The organism is Citricoccus sp. K5 (assembly GCF_902506195.1).
Lineage (GTDB): Bacteria > Actinomycetota > Actinomycetes > Actinomycetales > Micrococcaceae > Citricoccus.
This window is the reverse complement of the sequence record NZ_LR732817.1, coordinates 438,439-457,528: the sequence shown is the minus strand read 5'-3', so window position 1 is coordinate 457,528 and position 19,090 is coordinate 438,439. Positions and strand designations below refer to the sequence as shown.

The 19,090-nt window shown below is 68.2% G+C and carries 17 protein-coding genes; 6 read left to right on the top strand and 11 right to left on the bottom strand.

The genetic code is table 11. The annotated features are described in order from the left end of the window. From BOSE125_RS02010 to BOSE125_RS02000, 3 genes are all read right to left on the bottom strand, one after another. The gene (locus BOSE125_RS02010) at window positions 1-1,125 is read right to left on the bottom strand and encodes a BMP family protein (protein WP_159549269.1); all 1,125 of its coding nucleotides are present in this window, start codon (window positions 1,123-1,125) and stop codon (window positions 1-3) included. A 218-nt stretch (window positions 1,126-1,343) separates the two neighbouring features. Continuing rightward, complete coding sequence (locus tag BOSE125_RS02005; RefSeq protein WP_159549266.1) at window positions 1,344-2,618, bottom strand: amidohydrolase; 1,275 nt, start codon at window positions 2,616-2,618, stop codon at window positions 1,344-1,346. 29 nt (window positions 2,619-2,647) lie between these two features. Further along, window positions 2,648-3,805 carry a mannose-1-phosphate guanylyltransferase gene (locus BOSE125_RS02000; protein WP_371300554.1) on the bottom strand — a complete coding sequence of 386 codons (1,158 nt, stop codon included), beginning with the start codon at window positions 3,803-3,805 and terminating at the stop codon, window positions 2,648-2,650. A gap of 209 nt (window positions 3,806-4,014) precedes the next feature. On the opposite strand from BOSE125_RS02000, the gene sdhC reads away from it, so the two are divergent. The 4 genes from sdhC to BOSE125_RS01980 all read left to right on the top strand — a co-directional run bounded on the left by sdhC (window position 4,015) and on the right by BOSE125_RS01980 (window position 7,556). Further along, window positions 4,015-4,422: a succinate dehydrogenase, cytochrome b556 subunit gene (gene sdhC, locus BOSE125_RS01995; RefSeq protein ID WP_159549260.1), complete on the top strand. Its 408-nt coding sequence runs from the start codon at window positions 4,015-4,017 to the stop codon at window positions 4,420-4,422. Between the two features lie 3 nt (window positions 4,423-4,425). Next, the gene (locus BOSE125_RS01990) at window positions 4,426-4,911 is read left to right on the top strand and encodes a succinate dehydrogenase hydrophobic membrane anchor subunit (RefSeq protein WP_159549257.1); all 486 of its coding nucleotides are present in this window, start codon (window positions 4,426-4,428) and stop codon (window positions 4,909-4,911) included. A gap of 66 nt (window positions 4,912-4,977) precedes the next feature. Next, window positions 4,978-6,765 (top strand): succinate dehydrogenase flavoprotein subunit, encoded by a 1,788-nt coding sequence (gene sdhA / locus BOSE125_RS01985; RefSeq protein ID WP_159549254.1) that lies wholly within the window; start codon window positions 4,978-4,980, stop codon window positions 6,763-6,765. Next, window positions 6,765-7,556 carry a succinate dehydrogenase iron-sulfur subunit gene (locus tag BOSE125_RS01980; RefSeq protein WP_159549251.1) on the top strand — a complete coding sequence of 264 codons (792 nt, stop codon included), beginning with the start codon at window positions 6,765-6,767 and terminating at the stop codon, window positions 7,554-7,556. The genes sdhA and BOSE125_RS01980 overlap by 1 nt, the downstream gene beginning before the upstream one ends. A 177-nt stretch (window positions 7,557-7,733) precedes the next feature. Here BOSE125_RS01980 and BOSE125_RS01975 read toward each other — a convergent pair whose 3' ends face one another. From BOSE125_RS01975 to BOSE125_RS01950, 6 genes are all read right to left on the bottom strand, one after another. Then, window positions 7,734-8,405 carry a hypothetical protein gene (locus BOSE125_RS01975; RefSeq protein WP_159549248.1) on the bottom strand — a complete coding sequence of 224 codons (672 nt, stop codon included), beginning with the start codon at window positions 8,403-8,405 and terminating at the stop codon, window positions 7,734-7,736. Window positions 8,406-8,501: 96 nt separating this feature from the next. After that, complete coding sequence (locus BOSE125_RS01970) at window positions 8,502-9,785, bottom strand: ABC transporter permease (RefSeq protein WP_159549245.1); 1,284 nt, start codon at window positions 9,783-9,785, stop codon at window positions 8,502-8,504. Next, window positions 9,782-10,633 carry an ABC transporter ATP-binding protein gene (locus BOSE125_RS01965; protein WP_159549242.1) on the bottom strand — a complete coding sequence of 284 codons (852 nt, stop codon included), beginning with the start codon at window positions 10,631-10,633 and terminating at the stop codon, window positions 9,782-9,784. The genes BOSE125_RS01970 and BOSE125_RS01965 overlap by 4 nt, the downstream gene beginning before the upstream one ends. 156 nt (window positions 10,634-10,789) lie before the next feature. Further along, window positions 10,790-11,869 carry a tryptophan--tRNA ligase gene (trpS, locus tag BOSE125_RS01960; protein WP_159549239.1) on the bottom strand — a complete coding sequence of 360 codons (1,080 nt, stop codon included), beginning with the start codon at window positions 11,867-11,869 and terminating at the stop codon, window positions 10,790-10,792. 10 nt (window positions 11,870-11,879) lie between these two features. Then, entirely contained in the window at window positions 11,880-12,728 is an 849-nt protein-coding gene (locus BOSE125_RS01955) for an exodeoxyribonuclease III (protein ID WP_201301248.1), read from the bottom strand. Window positions 12,729-12,888: 160 nt separating this feature from the next. Beyond that, window positions 12,889-13,476, bottom strand: coding sequence for a hypothetical protein (locus BOSE125_RS01950; RefSeq protein WP_371300724.1), 588 nt, complete (start codon window positions 13,474-13,476; stop codon window positions 12,889-12,891). Window positions 13,477-13,655: 179 nt separating this feature from the next. On the opposite strand from BOSE125_RS01950, the gene BOSE125_RS01945 reads away from it, so the two are divergent. Together BOSE125_RS01945 and BOSE125_RS01940 are read left to right on the top strand one after the other, a co-directional pair. Beyond that, window positions 13,656-14,972, top strand: a complete 1,317-nt coding sequence (locus BOSE125_RS01945) for an MFS transporter (protein ID WP_159549233.1) — start codon at window positions 13,656-13,658, stop codon at window positions 14,970-14,972. Then, window positions 14,969-16,489: an MFS transporter gene (locus BOSE125_RS01940; RefSeq protein WP_159549230.1), complete on the top strand. Its 1,521-nt coding sequence runs from the start codon at window positions 14,969-14,971 to the stop codon at window positions 16,487-16,489. Before BOSE125_RS01945 ends, BOSE125_RS01940 begins: the two co-directional genes overlap by 4 nt. 43 nt (window positions 16,490-16,532) lie before the next feature. On the opposite strand, the gene BOSE125_RS01935 is transcribed toward BOSE125_RS01940, so the two are convergent. Together BOSE125_RS01935 and glyA are read right to left on the bottom strand one after the other, a co-directional pair. Then, on the bottom strand, window positions 16,533-17,420 hold the full coding sequence (locus BOSE125_RS01935; RefSeq protein WP_159549227.1) for a bifunctional methylenetetrahydrofolate dehydrogenase/methenyltetrahydrofolate cyclohydrolase: 888 nt from the start codon (window positions 17,418-17,420) through the stop codon (window positions 16,533-16,535). A gap of 138 nt (window positions 17,421-17,558) precedes the next feature. After that, complete coding sequence (gene glyA, locus BOSE125_RS01930; protein ID WP_159554563.1) at window positions 17,559-18,821, bottom strand: serine hydroxymethyltransferase; 1,263 nt, start codon at window positions 18,819-18,821, stop codon at window positions 17,559-17,561. Window positions 18,822-19,090 lie beyond the last annotated feature (269 nt).

Sequence of the window (19,090 nt, the reverse complement as noted above, 5' to 3'; positions counted from 1 at the left end):
TCAGACCTCGGGCGAGTAGTCCGAGTTGACCTCGATGGAGCCGTCGATGATGCCGGCCTTGATCTCCTCGAGCTCGGTCTTCATCTCATCGGAGACCTCGGCGTCAAAGTCATGGAACGGGGCCAGGGCCACGCCGCCGTTCTCCAGCGTGCCCACGTAGGGCTCACCGTCGAACTCGTCCGCCAGGTCGGCCTCGATGACGTCCTGCACGGCCTGGCCCATCAGCTTCACCACGGAGGTGAGGATGACCTCGCCCTGCTCGGTGGTCTCGTAGCCGTCGGAGTCGACCCAGATGACCTTGGCCTCCTTGCCGCCGGCATTCGCCTCGGTCACGGCGTCGAGGGTGCCCAGGCCCACCGGCCCGGCCACGGGCATGATGATGTCCGCGCCCTCGTTGATGAAGTTGGTGGTGTTGGTCTTGCCGGCGGCCTGGTTCTCGAAGTCGCCGGTGAAGGAACCGGTCTTGGCCTCGCGGTTCCAGCCCAGCACCTCGACCTCGGCGTCCTTCTGCTCGTTGTAGTACTCGACGCCGGCGGCGAAGCCGTCCATGAAGATGGTCACGGTCGGGATCTCCGCGCCGCCGTAGGTGGCGACCTTGCCGGTCTCGGACGTTCCGGCGGCGAGGTAGCCGGCCAGGAAGGAGCCCTGCGCCGTGTCATAGATCAGGCGCTTGACGTTGTCCGGGAACTCGGGATCGGTGACGTCCACGCCCATGAAGTGGGTCTCGGGGTTGTCGTTGGCGATCGGCTTCATCGTGTCGCCGAGCAGGAACCCGACGCCGATGATCATGTCGCAGTCGGCCTGCAGCATCGACGTGATGTTCGGGGTGAAGTCGGACGGGGACGTGGACTCGGCCTCGTTGGTGGAGATGCCGAACTCCTCCTCGGCGGCCATCAGGCCGTCGTGGGAGGACTGGTTGAAGGAGCGGTCATCGAAGCCGCCCTGGTCGGAGACGATGCAACCGGTGTAGTCGGAGTTGTCGGTGCCGACGGCCGGCGCATCCGAGCCGGCGGTGGCGCCGTCCTCTTCCGGAGCGGCGCCGCAGCCGGCCAGCAACAGGCCGGACATGCCGAGCATGGCGACCGGCAGGAGTGCCTTACGAGACAGGGGGGAGGCAATGCCCATGGTGATCCTTAGGTGCGAGGGTGGGGGCTGGAACGTGGGGATCCGGCCGCGAGCCGGTGATCTCGGCCCAGGTCCGGACGGGTCGAGTTCGATCCGTTCCACGGATGTCCGCGCCCTTCAGACGGACAGTTACCCGGGAGTTTACCCAAAGTTGGCAAGAACCGCTTCAGAAGTGCGCTACGTTTCTGCAACGTCTCCACCGCCCGCGCCGTTGGGCCCTACTGAACGCCGGACAGGACCCGTAGTGCCGCCGCCGTGAAGATGCGCATGCCGACGCCGATGGCGCGCTCGTCCGGTGCGAAGTCGCCCATGTGCAGGTCATAGACCGGACCGCCCGGGGTCCGTGTCCCCAAGCGCAGCATGGCCCCGGGGACCAGCTGGGTCATCCAGGCGAAGTCCTCCCCGCCCATGGACTGCGGGGTCAGCTGGATGGCCCGGGACCCGAGCTCATAGCGGGCCGCGTCCTCGATGAGATCCGTCTCGGCCTCCGTGTTGACCACCGGCGGCACCCCGCGGATGTGCTCGAGGTGGACCTTCACCCCGAACGGATGGGCGATCTGCTGGACCACGTCGTCCAGCAGGTCGCCGGCCGATTCCCACACCTCGGCGTCCAGGCAGCGCATGGTGCCGGCGAGGTAACCGGACCCGGGGATGGCGTTGGGCGCCGCCCCGGCATTGATCTGGCCCCACACCACCGAGACGGCCGAGCGGACGTCGATCCGTCGGTTCAGCACCGCCGGGACCTGGACGGCGATCGTGGACAACGCGTAGACGAGGTCCTCCGTCAGGTGCGGCCGGGAGGTGTGTCCACCGCGGCCGGACAGGCTGATTTTGATGGTGTCGGCCGCCGAGGTGATGGCGCCGATCCGCGTGCCGATCGTGCCGACGTCGAACCGGGGCTCGCAGTGTGCCGCCAGAATCCGCGGGATCCCCTCCAGGGTGCCCTGCCGGATCACGGACAGGGAGCCACCGGGCAACCGTTCCTCGGCGGGTTGGAAGATGATGCGGATGCGGCCGGTCAGGCCCTCGGGTCCCCCGAGGGCGTCGAGCTCCGGCTGGCCGAGTTCACCGGCCGTGCGCGTGACCACCCGGTGCAGGGCGAGCGCGGTGCCGACCATGACGGACGTGTGGACGTCATGTCCGCACGCATGTGCGACGCCCTGGTGCCGGGAGGCGTAGTCCAGCCCGGTCAGCTCCGAGAGGGGAAGGGCGTCGATGTCCGCACGCAGGCCCAGCACGATCGGCCCCTCGCCGATGTCCACGTAGGCGCCGGTGTCCTCGAGCTTGACCGGGGAGAGCCCGGCCTCGGTCAGGGTCTGCAGGATCCGTTCCGTGGTCCGGTGCTCGTCATAGGACAGTTCCGGATACGCGTGGATGTCCCGGCGGAATTCCACGATCGAGGGCTCGAGACGCTGGACCAGGGGGGTCACCCACGGCAGTCCGGGATCGTCGAGGACGGGACGGGCGCCGGTGGAAGCCTGGCTGTCGTTCATCCCAGTGATGCTACCGGGGCTCCTCTGACTCAGAGGACGTCGTCGTCGCCGTGGGCCTTGAGGGACTCGACGGCCTGCTTCACGGACTGGGCGTGCTCCGTGGTCGTGACCAGCAGGGCATCCGGGGTGTCCACGACCACGATGTCCTCGACACCGATCAACGCGATCACCCGCGCCGTGTCCGTGACCACCACGCCGGAGGCCTTGGACGAGTACACCCGCGGCGTCTCACCGATCACGGTGATGCCGGAGGCCCGCTTGGCCGGGTTCAGGCGGGCGATCGCCGCGAAATCGCCCACATCGTCCCAGGTGAACCCACCCGGGATCACAGCCACGTCTCCCGCCGCGGCAGCGGGCTCAGCCACCGCATAGTCCACCGCGGTCTTCTTCAGCCCCGGCCAGACCCGGGCCATGGTCTCAGCCTGCGCGTCCGTGCCCCACGCCTTGGCGATCTCCACGACGCCGGCATGCAGCTCCGGCTCATTGACCGCCAGATGGTGCAGCATCAACGACACCGGGGCCACGAACATCCCCGCGTTCCACAGATACTCCCCCGAGGCGACGTACTCCTGGGCCACCGCCTCGGCCGGCTTCTCCACGAACGCGGCCACTGACTTGGCATGGGGGGCACCCTTCACGGCCAGGGCCTCGCCCTGCCGGATGTAGCCGAACCCGGTGGCAGGGTGCGTCGGCTTGATCCCGATGGTCACGATCTTGCCGGTGACCGCCGTGGCCACAGCCTCTGCCACGGCCTCCTGGAACTCCTCCACCGGACCGATCACCTGGTCGGCGGCAAAGGAGCCCATGATGGTCTCAGGATCCCGCTCGAACAGGATGGCCGCGGCCAGGCCGATGGCCGCCGCCGAGTCCTTCGGCTCCGGCTCGAGCACGGTGTCCTCAGAGGCCAGGTCCGGCAACTGCTCCCGCACGGCGCCCTCGTGGGCTTCCCCGGTGACCACCATCACCCGGTCCCCGGCCAGCGCGGCCAGGCGATCGTAGGTGGCCCGGATCAGGGTCTGCCCCGAGCCGGTCAGGTCATGCAGGAACTTCGGCGCGGCAGCCCGCGACAGCGGCCACAGCCGCGTCCCCACACCACCGGCAGGAATCACTCCATAGAAGCGGTCGAGTCCCGGGGTGTCAGAGAGGTCCACGGCGGCGAGGCCATCCAGTTCAGGGTCAGTCGTCACACCGGACAGCATAGGCGACCACCGTGCCGCGGCACGGGTCCGCCTCTCTCACGTGACCCGTGCCACAACAGGAACCATGCGGGTCAACAATAGGGAACATAACGTCAAGAAGGACTAGTCTGTCGTGGAGGAATGCACTCGCACCGGCGTTCCCTTTGTGCCCATCGGACGTGGCACAGGCGCCCTTGCAATCCCTGGGAGGTATAACAGTGTCTACTGCGACATCAGCGCAGGCCCCGGCGAAGTCCGGCCGTGGGACCCTCTATCGCGGCAACGAAGGTCAGTGGTCGTGGGTCATCCACCGGATCACCGGCGTCGCCATCTTCTTCTTCCTGCTGGTCCACGTGCTGGACACCTCGCTGGTGAGGGTCTCGCCGGAGGCGTACAACGCGGTACTCGGCACCTACAAGAACCCGCTGATGGCTGTCGGAGAGGTCGGCCTCGTGGCCGCCATCGTCTACCACGCCTTCAACGGCCTGCGGATCATCCTCGTGGACTTCTGGAAGGGCGGGACCAAGCACCACAAGAAGATGCTGTGGGCCGTGGTGGTCCTTTCCGTCGTCACCGTTGGCGCGTTCGCCATCCGCCACCTGATGCTTGCCCTCGGAGGTCACTGAGCCATGAGCGCCACCGTTGAATCCACGATCGCAGCCCCCCGCACGGGGCGTATCGACCCGAAGTACACCCGGGACAAGACCAAGAGCGGCAACTTCGAGATGCTCGCCTGGTTGTTCATGCGCCTGTCCGGCGTGGTCCTGGTCGTGCTGATCTTCGTCCACCTCTTCTCCAACCTCATGGTCGGGGACGGCATCAACGGCCTGGACTTCGGCTTCGTCGCCGGCAAGTGGGCCGATCCGTTCTGGCAGTTCTGGGACCTGGCCCTGCTGTGGCTGGCCATGCTGCACGGCACCAACGGCGTCCGGACCATCATCAACGACTACGCCGAGCGTGACGGCGTGCGGTTCTGGCTGAAGATGGTCCTCTATGCGGCGACCACCGTCATCATCGTGCTCGGCACCCTGGTGATCTTCACCTTCGAACCGTGCCTCGTCGGCGCCGACGGAATGCTGCTGGAGTCCACTCCCGCGTTCTGCGAGACCCTCTGACGCCCTGACGCACCCCCACTGAACCACTGAATTTTCTCGAGTACTCGAGCAGAAGGAACTCAACGAATGCAGGTACACAAGTACGACGTCGTGATTGTCGGTGCCGGCGGCGCCGGCATGCGCGCGGCGATCGAATCCGGTCAGCGCGCCCGCACAGCGGTGCTGACCAAGCTTTACCCCACCCGTTCACACACGGGCGCGGCCCAGGGCGGCATGTGTGCCGCCCTGGCCAATGTCGAGGAGGACAATTGGGAGTGGCACACCTTTGACACCGTCAAGGGCGGCGACTACCTGGTGGACCAGGACGCCGCCGAGGTCATGGCCAAGGAGGCCATCGACGCGGTGCTCGACCTGGAGAAGATGGGCCTGCCCTTCAACCGCACCCCGGAGGGCCGGATCGACCAGCGTCGCTTCGGCGGCCACACGCGCGACCACGGCAAGGCCCCGGTCCGCCGCGCCTGCTATGCGGCCGACCGCACCGGCCACATGATCCTCCAGACGCTCTACCAGAACTGCGTCAAGCACGACGTCGAGTTCTACAACGAGTTCTACGTTCTGGACGTGCTGATGGTGGACGAGCCGGGCACCCGCCCGGACGGGACGCCCTTCACGCAGAAGCGCGTGGCCGGCGTCGTGTCCTACGAACTGGCCACCGGCGAACTGCACGTCTTCCAGGCCAAGTCCGTGGTCTTCGCCACCGGCGGCGCGGGCAAGGTCTTCAAGACCACCTCCAATGCCCACACCCTGACCGGTGACGGCATGGCCATCGCCTACCGCAACGGCCTGCCGCTGGAGGACATGGAGTTCATCCAGTTCCACCCGACCGGCCTGGCCGGACTGGGTATTCTGCTCTCCGAGGCGGCGCGTGGCGAGGGCGGCATCCTCCGCAACTCGGACGGCGAGCGCTTCATGGAGCGCTACGCCCCGACCATCAAGGACCTCGCGCCACGAGACATCGTGGCCCGGTCCATGGCCGAGGAGGTCCGCCAGGGCCGCGGCTGCGGCCCGAACAAGGACTACGTCCTGCTCGACCTGACGCACCTGGAGCCGGCGCACATCGACGCCAAGCTCCCGGACATCACCGAGTTCGCCCGCACCTACCTCGGGGTGGAGCCCTACACCGAGCCGGTTCCGGTCTTCCCGACCTGCCACTACGTCATGGGCGGCATCCCGACCAACATCAAGGCCGAGGTCCTCCAGGACAACGACACCGTGGTCCCCGGCCTGTACGCCGCCGGCGAGGTCGCTTGTGTCTCTGTGCACGGCTCCAACCGCCTCGGCACCAACTCGCTGCTGGACATCAACGTCTTCGGCCGCCGTGCCGGCATCTACGCCGCCGAGTACGCCGCCACCGCCGATTTCGTGGAGCTGCCGGAGAACGGCGAGGCACCGACGGTCGAGCACATCGAGAACCTGCGCTCCGCCACCGGCACCGAGCGTGTGGCCGAGCTGCGGGCCCGTCTGCAGGATGTCATGGACGCGGACATGCAGGTCTTCCGCACGGACGAGTCCATCCGCCGGGCCCTGGCCGAGATCGAGTCCCTGCGCGAGCGCTACGAGAACGTCTCCGTGCAGGACAAGGGCAAGCGGTTCAACCTGGACCTCTTGGAGGGCCTGGAGCTGGGCTACCTGCTGGACATGGCCGAGGCCATGACCGTGGCCGCCCTGCACCGCAAGGAATCCCGCGGCGGACACTACCGCGAGGACTACCCCGACCGTGATGACGCGAACTGGATGGCGCATTCCATGCTCTACCGCGACCCCGACTCCGAGATGGAGGGCGTCAAGGGCATCCGTTCCGAGACCAAGCCGGTTGTTGTCACCCGTTACCAGCCGATGGAGCGTAAGTACTGATGAGCACCACGATCAACGAACCCGCAGAAGGACCCTCGAAGGTCGATCTCGGCGCCCAGGGCGGCGGAACCGGTGAGATCCCGAGCTTCGACGTCACCCTCAAGGTCCGCCGCTACCTGCCCGAGACGTCCGAGGACGCCTACTGGGACGAATGGACCGTCACCATGTACGGCACCGACCGCGTGCTGGACGCCCTGCACAAGGTCAAGTGGGACATCGACGGCACCCTGTCCTTCCGCCGGTCCTGCGCGCACGGTGTGTGCGGCTCCGATGCCATGCGCATCAACGGCCGCAACCGCCTGGCCTGCAAGACCCTGCTGAAGGACCTCGACCTGTCCAAGCCAATCCTGGTGGAGCCCATCAAGGGCCTGCCGGTGGAGAAGGACCTGATCGTGGACATGGATCCGTTCTTCCAGTCCTACCGCGAGATCATGCCGTTCCTGGTCAACAAGGGCCCGGAGCCCACCAAGGAGCGCCTGCAGTCCGCCGAGGAGCGCGAGCGGTTCGATGACACCACCAAGTGCATCCTCTGCGCCGCCTGCACCTCGTCCTGCCCGGTGTTCTGGACCGATGGCCAGTACTTCGGTCCGGCCGCGATCGTCAACGCCCACCGCTTCATCTTCGACTCGCGCGACGATGCCGGTGACATGCGTCTGGAGATCCTCAATGACAAGGAAGGCGTGTGGCGCTGCCGCACCACCTTCAACTGCACCGAGGCCTGCCCGCGCGGCATCCAGGTGACCAAGGCCATCGCCGAGGTCAAGCAGGCCGTGCTGGCCGGATCCTTCTGATCCAGCCCGCCGTGCCACACCGGGGGTAGCCACTCCCCCGCCCACGCCGAAGCCCCCGGGACGATTCCCGGGGGCTTTCGCGTGCCCGGCTGTGCAGAGCCCTTAAACACCAATGCGGGCAATCCCCACCGGTGGGGATTGCCCGCAAAGCGGTTCGAGCCGCAGGTCAGTGGCGGATCAGCGGCGGGAGTTCACGTAGGCGTTGCTGTCCTTGGAGAACGCAGTCACCAGCCACCAGATGTTCACCAGTACGAAGACCACGGTGATCACCAGGGTGACGATGCCCAAGCCCGGGGCCGCGGACATCATGGTGCCGATGCTGATCAGACCGTAGAGCGTGAACAGGGTGCCCAGGGCGGCGAAGACCGTGCCGAGGATGCGGGCCCAGTTCTTGCCCTTGCGCAGGCCGAAGTACACGAGCAGGTAGACGACGACGGCGATGACCAGGGAGACCACGGCTGTGATCATGACGAACGCCATGCTCATCTCGACGATGTCCTCGAGTTCCTCCTGCGGGATGCCCATGCCCGCCTGGGCGTCCATCTGCTCCTCCAGGTAGGCCTCATTCCCGGCGGTGAGGAAGCTGACGATGGAGGAGACGACGTAGATCGCCAATGACACCAGGGTCAGCATCTTCAGCCGGCCCCAGCTCTTGGGCTCGTCCATGGGCTGGCCGACCTCACCGGGGTTATAGGCGCCGGTGCCGTACTTGGAACCCTGCTGGTCGGGAGCCGCGTAGGGCTGCTGGGCCGGGGTCCCGTAGGGCAGCGGGCCCGGTGCGGCCGGCGGCTGCTGGCCGGGCTGCTGGGAGGCTGGGTTGCTCTGGGGCTGTTGCGGGTTGTCGGTCATGAGATATCCCCTCTCGTTGCGGTGGCCATGGGAGCGGCCACGCTGTTATTCGTCTGGTTCGAACGGTCGGATGGGTGGAAACCTGTCACCGGCGGACTACTCGTACCGCAGGGCCTCGATCGGGTCCTTCTTCGCGGCACGGGCGGCCGGCATGGTGCCGGCCAGGAACGCGATCGCCAGGATCAACGCGACGATCAGCAGGATGGACAGCGGGTCCACGGCGTACAGGCTCAACCCGGCCACGCCGCTCAGCGGGCCGTTGACCAGTGCGGCGTTCCCGATCACACCGACGAGCACGCCGAGCCCCACGCCGATCACGGAGCCCATCACGCCGAGCATGACGGCCTCGGTGGAGAAGAGCCCGAAGACCTTACCGCGGCCCATGCCCAGGGCCTTCATCAGGCCGATCTCCCGCGTCCGTTCCTGGACGGACATCAGGAGGGTGTTCACGATGCCGAAGCTGGCGGCCAGCAGGGCGATCAGCGCGAAGCCGTTGAGGACCCAGGTCACGGTGTCGATGATCCCGGTGAGGACGCCCAGCTGGTCCTCCAGCGTCAGGCCCATCAGGCCCTCGTCGCTCAGGGCCTGCTTGATGGCCGTCTCGTTGGCCTCGAGGTTCTCCACGGTGGCCACGGCCTGCACGTAGTTCTTCGGTTGCTCCACGTCCAGCCCGGAGGTCTGCACGTCGTTCAGCTCCTCATTCAGGGCGCTGGACGGCATGGGGCTGCCTCCGACTCCGGAGATGGCCTGCTGGGAGACACCGACGATCTCCGCCTCGACTGTCTGCTCCTGCTGGGCCATGTCCTTGAGCCCGATCGTGACGGTCTCGCCGAGGACCTCGTTCGGGTCCTCCGTGCCGAAGGCCGAGAGCCAGGTCTCCGGCACCGTGAGCTCCATGGCCTCCGGGTCCGGCGTGGTGCCGGCTTCCATCTCCATGCCGGCGGCGTCCGAGGGGAAGCCCAGGGACTGCAGCACGAACTGGTCCCCGTCGGCCGTCTCCAGGTAGTCGGCGGTGACGAAGACGATGGGTTCCACGTCGGTGACACCGTCGATGCCCTCGATCGTGGCGATGTCGTCCTCGGCCAGCATCTGCATGCCGAACTCGCCGGTGGCGGCGGATTCCTCGGGATCGTACTCCTGGGGCTCGCCGTTGGTCGGCATCTGCTGGGACGGGTCCATCCCGGGCATGACGTAGATCTGGTCGGTCTGGCCGAATCCGGCGACCATCGAGTCGACGTACTTGTTGATGCCGGCGCCCAGCCCCGAGGTGAGGGTCAGGGTGAAGGCACCGATGACGATCGCGATGACCGTCAGGAAGGTCCTGGTCTTGGACCGCATGGTGTTGCCCAGCGCGGTCCGGACGACGTCTACGTTCCTCATGCCTGTCCCTCCCCGGTGCCGGTGCCGGTCTCAGCGCCCCGGCCGGAGGCCGGCTGCCCGTCCACCGGCGCGGGCGCGGCGTGCTTGCCGTGTCCGCCCACCTGGCGGCTGCCCTCACGGGAGGCCTGCCCGACGCCGGCCCCGGCGGCCTTGGCTGCCTCGCCCCGGTCGTCCGCGACGATGAGTCCGTCCTGCATCAGCAGGCGCCGGTCACAGCGGGAGGCCAGGTCGTCGTCGTGGGTGACGACGACCAGGGTGATGCCCCGATCGCGGTGCAGCCCGAAGAGGATGTCCTCCACGACCTCGCCGGTGGCGGTGTCCAGGTTGCCGGTCGGCTCATCGGCGAACAGCACGGTCGGTTGGTTGATGAGGGCGCGGGCGATGCAGACGCGCTGCTTCTGTCCGCCTGAGAGGTCATTGGCCTTGTTCTTGGCCTTGTCCGCCATCTCCAGCTGCTCCAGGACCTCCATGCCGCGGCGCTTGCGCTCGGCCGCCGAGACGCCTGCGATCTTCAGCGGCAGGATGACGTTCTCCAGCACCGTCTGGTTGGCGTTGAGGAAGAACTGCTGGAACACGAAGCCGAAGGTGTCATTGCGCAGGGCGGAGACCTGGGCGGGCTTCAGCTGACTGACGGGGCGGCCGCCCATGGCCACCACGCCGGAGGTCGGCTCGTCGAGCAGCGCCAGCAGGTGCATCAGGGTGGACTTGCCGGAGCCCGACTTGCCGACGATCGCCACCGACTCGCCTTCGTGGATCTCGAAGGTCAGGCCTTTGAGGGCGTCGAAGCGGGATTCTCCTCGCCCATAGACCTTGACCAGGTTCTCTGTCTCGAGAACGGGTGCTGACATGGGGGACCTTTCGTGGTGACTGCCGTCGAGGTGGGTTTCCACGCCAGTATGTCAGGTCTCTCCCGCCCGAGCAGTGCCGCAACGGGCAATCGACCGAACTGATGACACGTGTCATGGGTGCCCGTGACACGTTTCAGCGCTCGACCGCCACGCGTCTCAGCGGCTGGGCGGCTGGAAGCCCATCTTCGCGTACACGTCTGCGAGCACCGGCCCGGCCACCTCGCGGGCCTTCAGTGCGCCCTGGGACAGCAGACGGTCCAGCTCGGCCGGATCGTTCAGCAGCTCCAGGGCCCGCGTGCGGATCGGGGCCAGCCGCTCGACGACGACCTCGGCCAGGTCCACCTTGAGGTGCCCGTACATCTTGCCGGCATAGGCCTCCTCGAGCTCCGGGATCGTCCGCTCGCTGAAGGCGGCGAAGATCGAGAGCAGGTTGGACACCCCTGGCTTGGCCTCGCGGTCGAAACGGACCTCGGTGCCGTCGTCCGTCACGGCGGACTTGATGCGCTTGGCGATGACCTTGGGATCGTCGAGGAGGTTGATCAGGCCGTTCGGGGACTCGGCCGACTTGGACATCTTGGACGTCGGGTTCTGCAGGTCATAGATGCGGGCGCCGTTCTCCGGGTAGAAGCCGGTGGGCACCACGAAGGTCTCGCCGAAGCGTGTGTTGAACCGCTGGGCGAGGTCCCGGGTCAGTTCCACGTGCTGGCGCTGGTCATCGCCCACGGGGACGCCGTGCGGCTGGTACAGCAGGATGTCAGCGGCCATCAGCATGGGATAGGCCAGGAGCCCGACGCCGGCCGCCTCCGCGCCCTGCCGGGCCGCCTTGTCCTTGAACTGCGTCATCCGCTGGGCCTCGCCCATCCCGGTCATGCACATCAGGATCCACGCGAGCTGCGTGTGCTCGGGCACCTGGGACTGCACGAACAGGGTGGATCGCTCCGGATCGATCCCACCGGCGATGAACTGGGCGGCCGCCACCCGGGTCCGCTTCACCATGGCCTCCGGGTCCTGCGGCACCGTGATGGCGTGCAGGTCCGGGATGAAGAAGTAGGCGTCGAAGTCGTCCTGGACCGTCACCCAGTTGACCAGCGCCCCGAGGTAGTTGCCCAGGTGCAGCGAATCCGCAGAGGGTTGCATGCCGGACAGCACTCGGTGACGGGTGCCGGCCCCGGCCAGGTGGGCGGTGGCGGCGGTGTCCTGAGCCAGGACATCGGCCGGAGTGGGAAGGGCGGTCATCGCGTGATCCTCAGAACTGGTAGTCGACCACGAGCGGGGCGTGGTCGGAGAAGCGGGTGTCGTAGCTCGGGGCACGGTCCACCACGGCGGACGTGGCCTTGGCGGCCAGCTCCGGGGTGGCGGCCTGGTAGTCGATCCGCCAGCCCGTGTCGTTGTCGAAGGCCTGCCCCCGCTGGGACCACCAGGTGTAGGGCCCGTCCACATCTCCCGCGAGCCGGCGGTGCACGTCCACGTAGCCGATCTCCTCGCCGAAGAAGCGGTCGAAGTAGGCGCGCTCCTCGGGCAGGAAGCCGGCCTTCTTGGTGTTGCCCCGCCAGTTCTTGATGTCCAGCTTCGTGTGACCCACGTTGAGGTCCCCAGTGACCACGGCATAGTCCTTGGTGGCCTTGAGTTCGGGAAGGTACCGGATCATCTCGTCGAGGAACCGGTACTTGTCCACCTGCTTGGGGGTGTCGACGACCCCGGAGTGGACGTAGGCGGAGACCACGGTGAGGATCTTGCCGTCCGGGGCCACCAGGTCGGTTTCGATCCACCGACCGGAGTCATCGAAGTACGGGTCCCCGATGCCCACCCGGGCGTCCTGAGGTTCCAGCAGGGTGGCGATCGCGACGCCTGCCCGGCCCTTGGCGGCGGCGGCGGTCTCCACCACATGCCAGTCCTGACCGGTGATCTCCTCGAGGAGACTCTCCACGATCTCCTTCGGCGCGCGGACCTCCTGCAGCGTGAGAATGTCGATACCGCGGCCTGCGAACCAGACGCCCATGCCCTTGCGGTGGGCGGCGCGGATACCGTTCACGTTCACGGTGGCCAGGCGAAGCGCGCCGTCCGCCTTGGGGTCGTGGCCGTTCGCGTGGACCACGGGTGCTGGCTGGGTCTCGGTCTGACGGTCGGGCTGGGGTGCGGTATCGGCAGAAGTCACGCGTTCCAGCCTATCGCCGATCCGTCCCGCAGGAGGTTCTGCGGCAGAGACGGTTCTGCGGCACGCAGGACGAGCTGAACGAACGGGACGAGTCCGGAAATCAGTTGATGACTTCCCCGGTGATCGGCCCCTCGGTCCCCGCGGCCCTCGCCGTCCCAGTCTTGCCTGTCTTGCCTGCCTTGCCTGTCTCGCCAGTCTCGCCAGTCTTGCCTTCGCCGCCCGAGGGCGCGGAGGTCTCCTTGATCATCTCCCGGGCGTTGGCGGAGGTGATGTGGATCGTCTCGAGGGCGCGCGCGATCATGTCCGAGTCCGAGTCGGCGCCCTTGGACAGCTCCTCGGTGACCACGCGGGTCTGGACCTGGACGATCTTGAAGGAGTGGTCCAGTTTGGTGTCCCGCATCGGGTCGGACGCGCCGCCCCCGGTTGCTCCGGCCTGACCCGAGGTGCGGGAGGAAGCGGAGGATGAGGAGGAGGGTGTGGACGGGGTGTCCGCCGCACCGACACGCGGGGCGAGGGAGGCGGAGAGGTCCTTCATCCGGCGGTCCACCGATCGCGCACCGCGGCGCACTCCGAGGACCACCAGGGCGGCCAGCGCGAGCCAGCCGGCGGAGATGACCACCAGCAGCCATCCGATCACGTCATTCTGGTTGGCGGCGAAGAGCAGCGCCACGAGCAGCACGACCAACATGACGGCGAACGTGATGCCACTGCCCTTCGCGCCCCAGCCCCTGGCCTTGGCGGCACCGGGACGGCCGGGCTGACGGTCGGTTCCACTCTCCACTGCATCCATGGAGACGATTATCCCGCATGTGACGGCGCGTGGTGTCCCGGCGGGGTTCTGATCGCCACCGGCTTACTCTGGATCTCATGTCCCAGTCGCCGCGCCGCACCGCCCACGGGGGTCCTCACCCGCCTCCGGGCAGGTCAGCCGTCCCTGGCGGGCTCTGGAACCGGGGCTTCGTCCTCGCCTGCCTGGCGAACATCATGATGTTCTTCAACGTGCACTTCCTGCTCTCCACCGTGGCGGCCTACACGGTGGCCCGGTTCGCTGTGGGCGACTCCGTCGGGGGCGCCGTGGCCTCCGTCTTCATCGTGGGCACCCTCATCTCCCGGTTGCTGGCCGGCCCCCTGATCGAGCGCTTCGGTTCCCGCCCCCTGTTGCTGGTGGGGTTCATCGCCTTCATCGTGGCTCCCTTGCTCTACTGGGCCTCCGGTGCGGTCTGGGCACTGTTGCTCGTGCGTGCCGTACACGGACTGACCTTCGGGGTCTCCTCCTCCGTGATCGCCGCGGCCGCCGTGAACCGCGTACCTGGGAGGCGGATGTCCGAGGGCACCAGCCACTACTCGTCCTCCACGCTGATCGGCGTGGCCGCCGGACCGATGGTCGGCCTGGCCCTGGGCGGCACGGGCTTCGGCACCGTGGCCGTCATCGCCTCGGCCGTCTCCCTGGCCGGTCTCGTCATCGCCCTGTTCATGGACGTGCGCCCCCGGGACTCGGAGCCTGTCCTCGAGACTCCCGAGGCTCCCGAGGTTCCCGAGGTTCCAGCGGTGATGGAGACCGATGCTGCCGCCGGGTCAGCCAGTGCACCTCCCGAGGCCACGCGCCCGTGGTGGGCCCGGTACGTGGAGCCCGGCGCGGCCCCCACCGCCGCCATCGGGGCCCTGTACTCGCTGGGCTACGCGGGCATCGTGACGTTCCTGGCCACCTTGGTCTCGGAACGCGACTTCGGCACCGTGGCGAGCCTGTTCTTCGCGGTCTACGCCCTCACCGTCCTGGTCTCCCGGCTCTTCACGGGCCGGCTGATGGACCGCAAGGGCGCCAATATCGTGATGATCCCGGCGTTCCTGCTCTTCGCGGCCGGCTTGGCGACCATCGCCGTGGCCGGCTCCGTGATGGGCCTCATGGCCGCGGCGGTCCTGGTGGGCCTCGGCTACGGTCAGCTGCAGTCCGCCGGACAGGTCATCTGTGTGACCCAGGTGCCCCGCGAGCGCGCCGGCATGGGTGCCTCGACGTACTTCCTGGGGATCGACGCCGGCATGGGCCTGGGCCCGCTGCTCGCCGGGGCATTGGTCCAGTGGTGGGGCACCGCTGGCCTGTACTGGGTCCTGGCCGGGTTCCTGGTGGCCCTGGTCCCGGTCTACTGGCTGGTCCAGGGGCGCCACCTTCAGCGGGAAATGTCATGACGGCACAGCACCCCGCACCGCGGCCGGCCCAGCCCGCCGGTGGAAACAAGATCCTCGTGGTACTCCTGGTGCCCCTGTTCATGTCCCTCATGAGCGTCAGCGTGGTCAACGTGGCCCTGCCGGCGATCGAGGGCGGCCTGAACGCCAGCTCCGCCGATCTCCAATGGGTCCTGGCCGGCTACGCCCTGTCCTTCGGCGTGGTGCTCGTGGCGGCGGGCCGTGCCGGCGACCTCTGGGGACGCAAGCCGATCTTCATTGCCGGCATCCTGCTGTTCACCGTGGGATCGCTGGCCTCCGGCCTGTCCGCGGACCCCCTCATGCTCAACCTGTCCCGCGTGGTGACGGGCCTGGGGTCCGGACTGCTCAATCCGCAGATCATCGGCATCATCCAGAACGTCTTCCACGGCCGGGCCCGCGGGCGCGCCTACGGACTGTTCGGCACCGTGGTGGGGCTGGGCGTGGCCATCGGGCCGACCCTGGGCGGAGTGATCCTCGGCGCCCTCGGCCCCGAGTGGGGATGGCGCACCACCTTCCTGATCAATGTCCCCTTCGGCGTGCTCTCCGCCGTCCTGGCCGCCGCCTGGCTCCGCCCACCGGCACGCGTCCGTTCCGAGGAGGCCCGGCGCAGCCTGGGGGCTCTGGACCCGGTCGGAGCCGTGCTCCTGGCTGCCGCCGTCGTCTGCCTGATGGTCCCGTTCATCCTGCCCGGCACGTGGCTCCTGCTGGCCGCGGCGGCGGTGCTGCTCGGGGCCTGGTGGCTGTGGGAGCAGCGCATGAAGGCGCGGTTCCCGGTCACCGGACGCGCGCCCATGGTGGACCCGGCCCTGTTCCGCATCCCGTCGTTCAGCTACAGCACGGTGGCCACGGCCTTCCTGCTGGGGGCCATGCCCGGGCTGTGGGCCGTCCAGGCCATCGTGACGCAGCAGGGACTCGGATACTCGGCCCTGGCCGCCGGGATGACCTCGCTGCCCACTGCGCTGGCGGTCATGGTCCTCTCACCGTGGATCGGCAGCCATGTCCACCGCCGCGGGCCGCTGTTCGTGGTGGCCGGCGCCGTACTGGCCCTGGGTGCGGTGGCCTTGGGCATGGTCGCGTTCCACCAGATCGCCCTCGGGGCCTGGCCCTTCTGGACACTCGCGCTCTGCCTGTTCCCCTTCGGGCCGGCCCAGGCGCTGCTGATGACCAGTTCCCAGGTCCTGACCATGCACGAGGTCCCGCCCCACGCCGCCGGGGCCGCCGGCGGCGTCTCCCAGACTGCACAACGCGTGCTGACCGCCACCGGGCTGGCCGCCGTCACCGGCGCGTTCTACGCCTCCCTGGCCGCGTCCGGCACCGGCGCAGCCACGGGCGGTGCTGATGGAGCGGCCGCTGATGCAGCCGCCGTGGCCGTCTCCTATGGAGACGCCGCTGACACGGCCCTGCTGGTGGTCATGGGGCTCCTGGCCGTGACCCTCATTGCGGGCGTGCTCGACTACATCCGCCGGTACCGCGGCGGCACCCTGGTCCTCGAGGACTGAGCCCGAGGACTGGGTCCGAGGTCTCAGCTGGGCTGGGCCGGCGTCAGACTCGTGCGGCGACGGCCCGCTCGGCCGCCTCCACCACGTTGGCCAGCAGCTCCACCCGGGTCATCGGCCCGACGCCTCCGGGATTGGGTGCCATCCAGGACGCCTTCTCGGCCACCGCCGGATCCACGTCACCGGTGATCCTCGCCTTGCTGTCCTCCCCGGTGACGCGGGAGACGCCCACGTCCAGGACGATCACGCCCTCCTTGACGTCCTCGGGCTTGACCATGTGGGCCACGCCCGCGGCGGCGATGATGACGTCCGCCCGGGCCAGCTCCGCCTTGAGGTCCTTCGTCCCGGTGTGGGCCAGGACCACGGTGGCGTTGACATCCCGGCGGGTCAGCACCAGGCCGGCCGGACGACCGATGGTCACGCCCCGGCCGATGACCAGTACGAGCTTGCCGGCCAGATCGATCCCATAGTGCTTCAGCAGCTCCACACAGCCCTTCGGCGTGCAGGGCAACGGAGACGTCATCTCGCCGCCCACGGAGGCGACCAGCCGGCCCAGGTTCATCGGGTGCAGGCCATCGGCATCCTTGTCCGGGTCGATGGCCTCCAAGATCCGGTCCGTGTCGATGTGCTTCGGCAGCGGCAGCTGCACGATGTACCCGGTGCACTCGTCGCTGGCGTTCAGCTCCTCCACCACCGCGAGGAGTTCTTCCTCCGTGGTGGAGTCAGGCAGGTCACGGCGGATCGAGGTGATCCCCACCTCGGCGCAGTCACGGTGCTTGCCGGCCACGTAGGACTGCGAACCCGGGTCCTCCCCCACCAGGACGGTCCCCAGCCCGGGCACCACACCCTGGCCACGGAGTACCTCGACGCGTTCGGTGAGATCCTTCTTGATGGCGGCGGCAGTGGCACGGCCATCGAGCTTCTGTGCGGTCACGGCGGTTCACGCTTCCTTGCGGGGGTCGACCAAAATGAATACCTATCACCATAGTGATCGGAGTGGCGCCTGTCACCAGGACGGCACCACTCCGGTTCACTGCGGGTTGCTACGGCTCCCGCTGGGGAGCCGCGGCGATCACCAGCCCTCGAGGCCTTCGTACAGCGGGAAGTCCTCGGCCAGCTTCTGCACCCGGGCGCGCAGGGCCGGCACGTCCGGGGACGGCTTGAGGGTCTGGGCGATGATGTCCGCGACCTCGGTGAACTCTGTGGCGCCGAAGCCGCGGGTGGCCAGTGCCGGCGTGCCGATGCGCAGCCCAGAGGTGGTCATCGGCGGGCGCGGATCGAACGGGACCGAGTTGCGGTTCACGGTGATGCCGACCTCGTGCAGCAAGTCCTCGGCCTGGCGGCCGTCCAGTTCGGCGTGGCGCAGGTCCACGAGGATCAGGTGCACATCGGTGCCCCCGGTCAGGATGGAGACGCCGTGCTCGGTCACGTCGGCCGCGGTCAGGCGCTCGGCGAGGATCTGGGCGCCCTCGATGGTGCGGCGCTGGCGCTCGGCGAACTCCTCGGAGGCCGCGATCTTGAAGGCCACGGCCTTGCCGGCGATCGCGTGCATCAGCGGTCCGCCCTGCTGGCCCGGGAAGACGGCGGAGTCGATCTTCTTCTTGTACTCCTCCCTGGAGAGGATGAATCCCGAGCGCGGACCGGCCAGCGTTTTGTGCGCGGTGGAGGTCACGACGTCGGCGTGCGGCACCGGGTTCGGGTGCAACCCGGCGGCCACCAGGCCGGCGAAGTGGGCCATGTCCACCCAGAGCTTGGCTCCGACCTCATCGGCGATGGAGCGGAAGGCCTCGAAGTCGAGCTGGCGGGGGTAGGCGGACCAGCCGGCCACGATCATGGTCGGCTTGGCCTCCAGCGCCTTCTCGCGCACCTTGTCCATGTCAATCCGGTAGGTGTCCGGATCCACCTCATAGGCGGCGATGTCATAGGTCTTGCCGGAGAAGTTGAGCTTCATGCCGTGGGTGAGGTGACCACCGTGGGCCAGGGACAGGCCCATGAGGGTGTCACCGGGCTGCATCAGGGCGGTCATCAGGGCCACGTTGGCCTGTGCGCCGGCATGCGGCTGGACGTTGACGTGCTCCGCGCCGAACAGGGACTTGGCCCGCTCGATCGCCAGGTTCTCCGCCACGTCCACGTACTCGCAGCCGCCGTAGTAGCGGCGGCCCGGGTAGCCCTCGGCGTACTTGTTGGTCAGGACCGAGCCCTGGGTCTCGAGGATCGCCCGCGGGACGAAGTTCTCGGAGGCGATCATCTCCAGGGTGTCCCGCTGGCGGCCGAGTTCCTGGCCCAGGACGGCGGCGATCTCGGGATCGACCTCGGCCAGGGGCTGGGTGTTCAGCCCGGCCCCGAAGGTGGTGGCAGTGGTGGTGGCGGACTGGGAGGGCGCGGTGTTCGGCTCTGTCACGGAGGGCTCCTGCTGGCGTAGTCACGTTCGTTGGCCGCCGCCGGACCCAGGCGGGCGGTCCGGAGGCCTGCACGGTCCGGCCGCATCTGACTGCCGCCGGTGTCCGTGTTCGCCGCTTCCCGGTGGTGGTCCACCTTCGCCAGTCGCGGCCTGCGTCCCCATCGTAGCGCGGGCACCCGCACGTGTCGGCACCATGGCGGGAC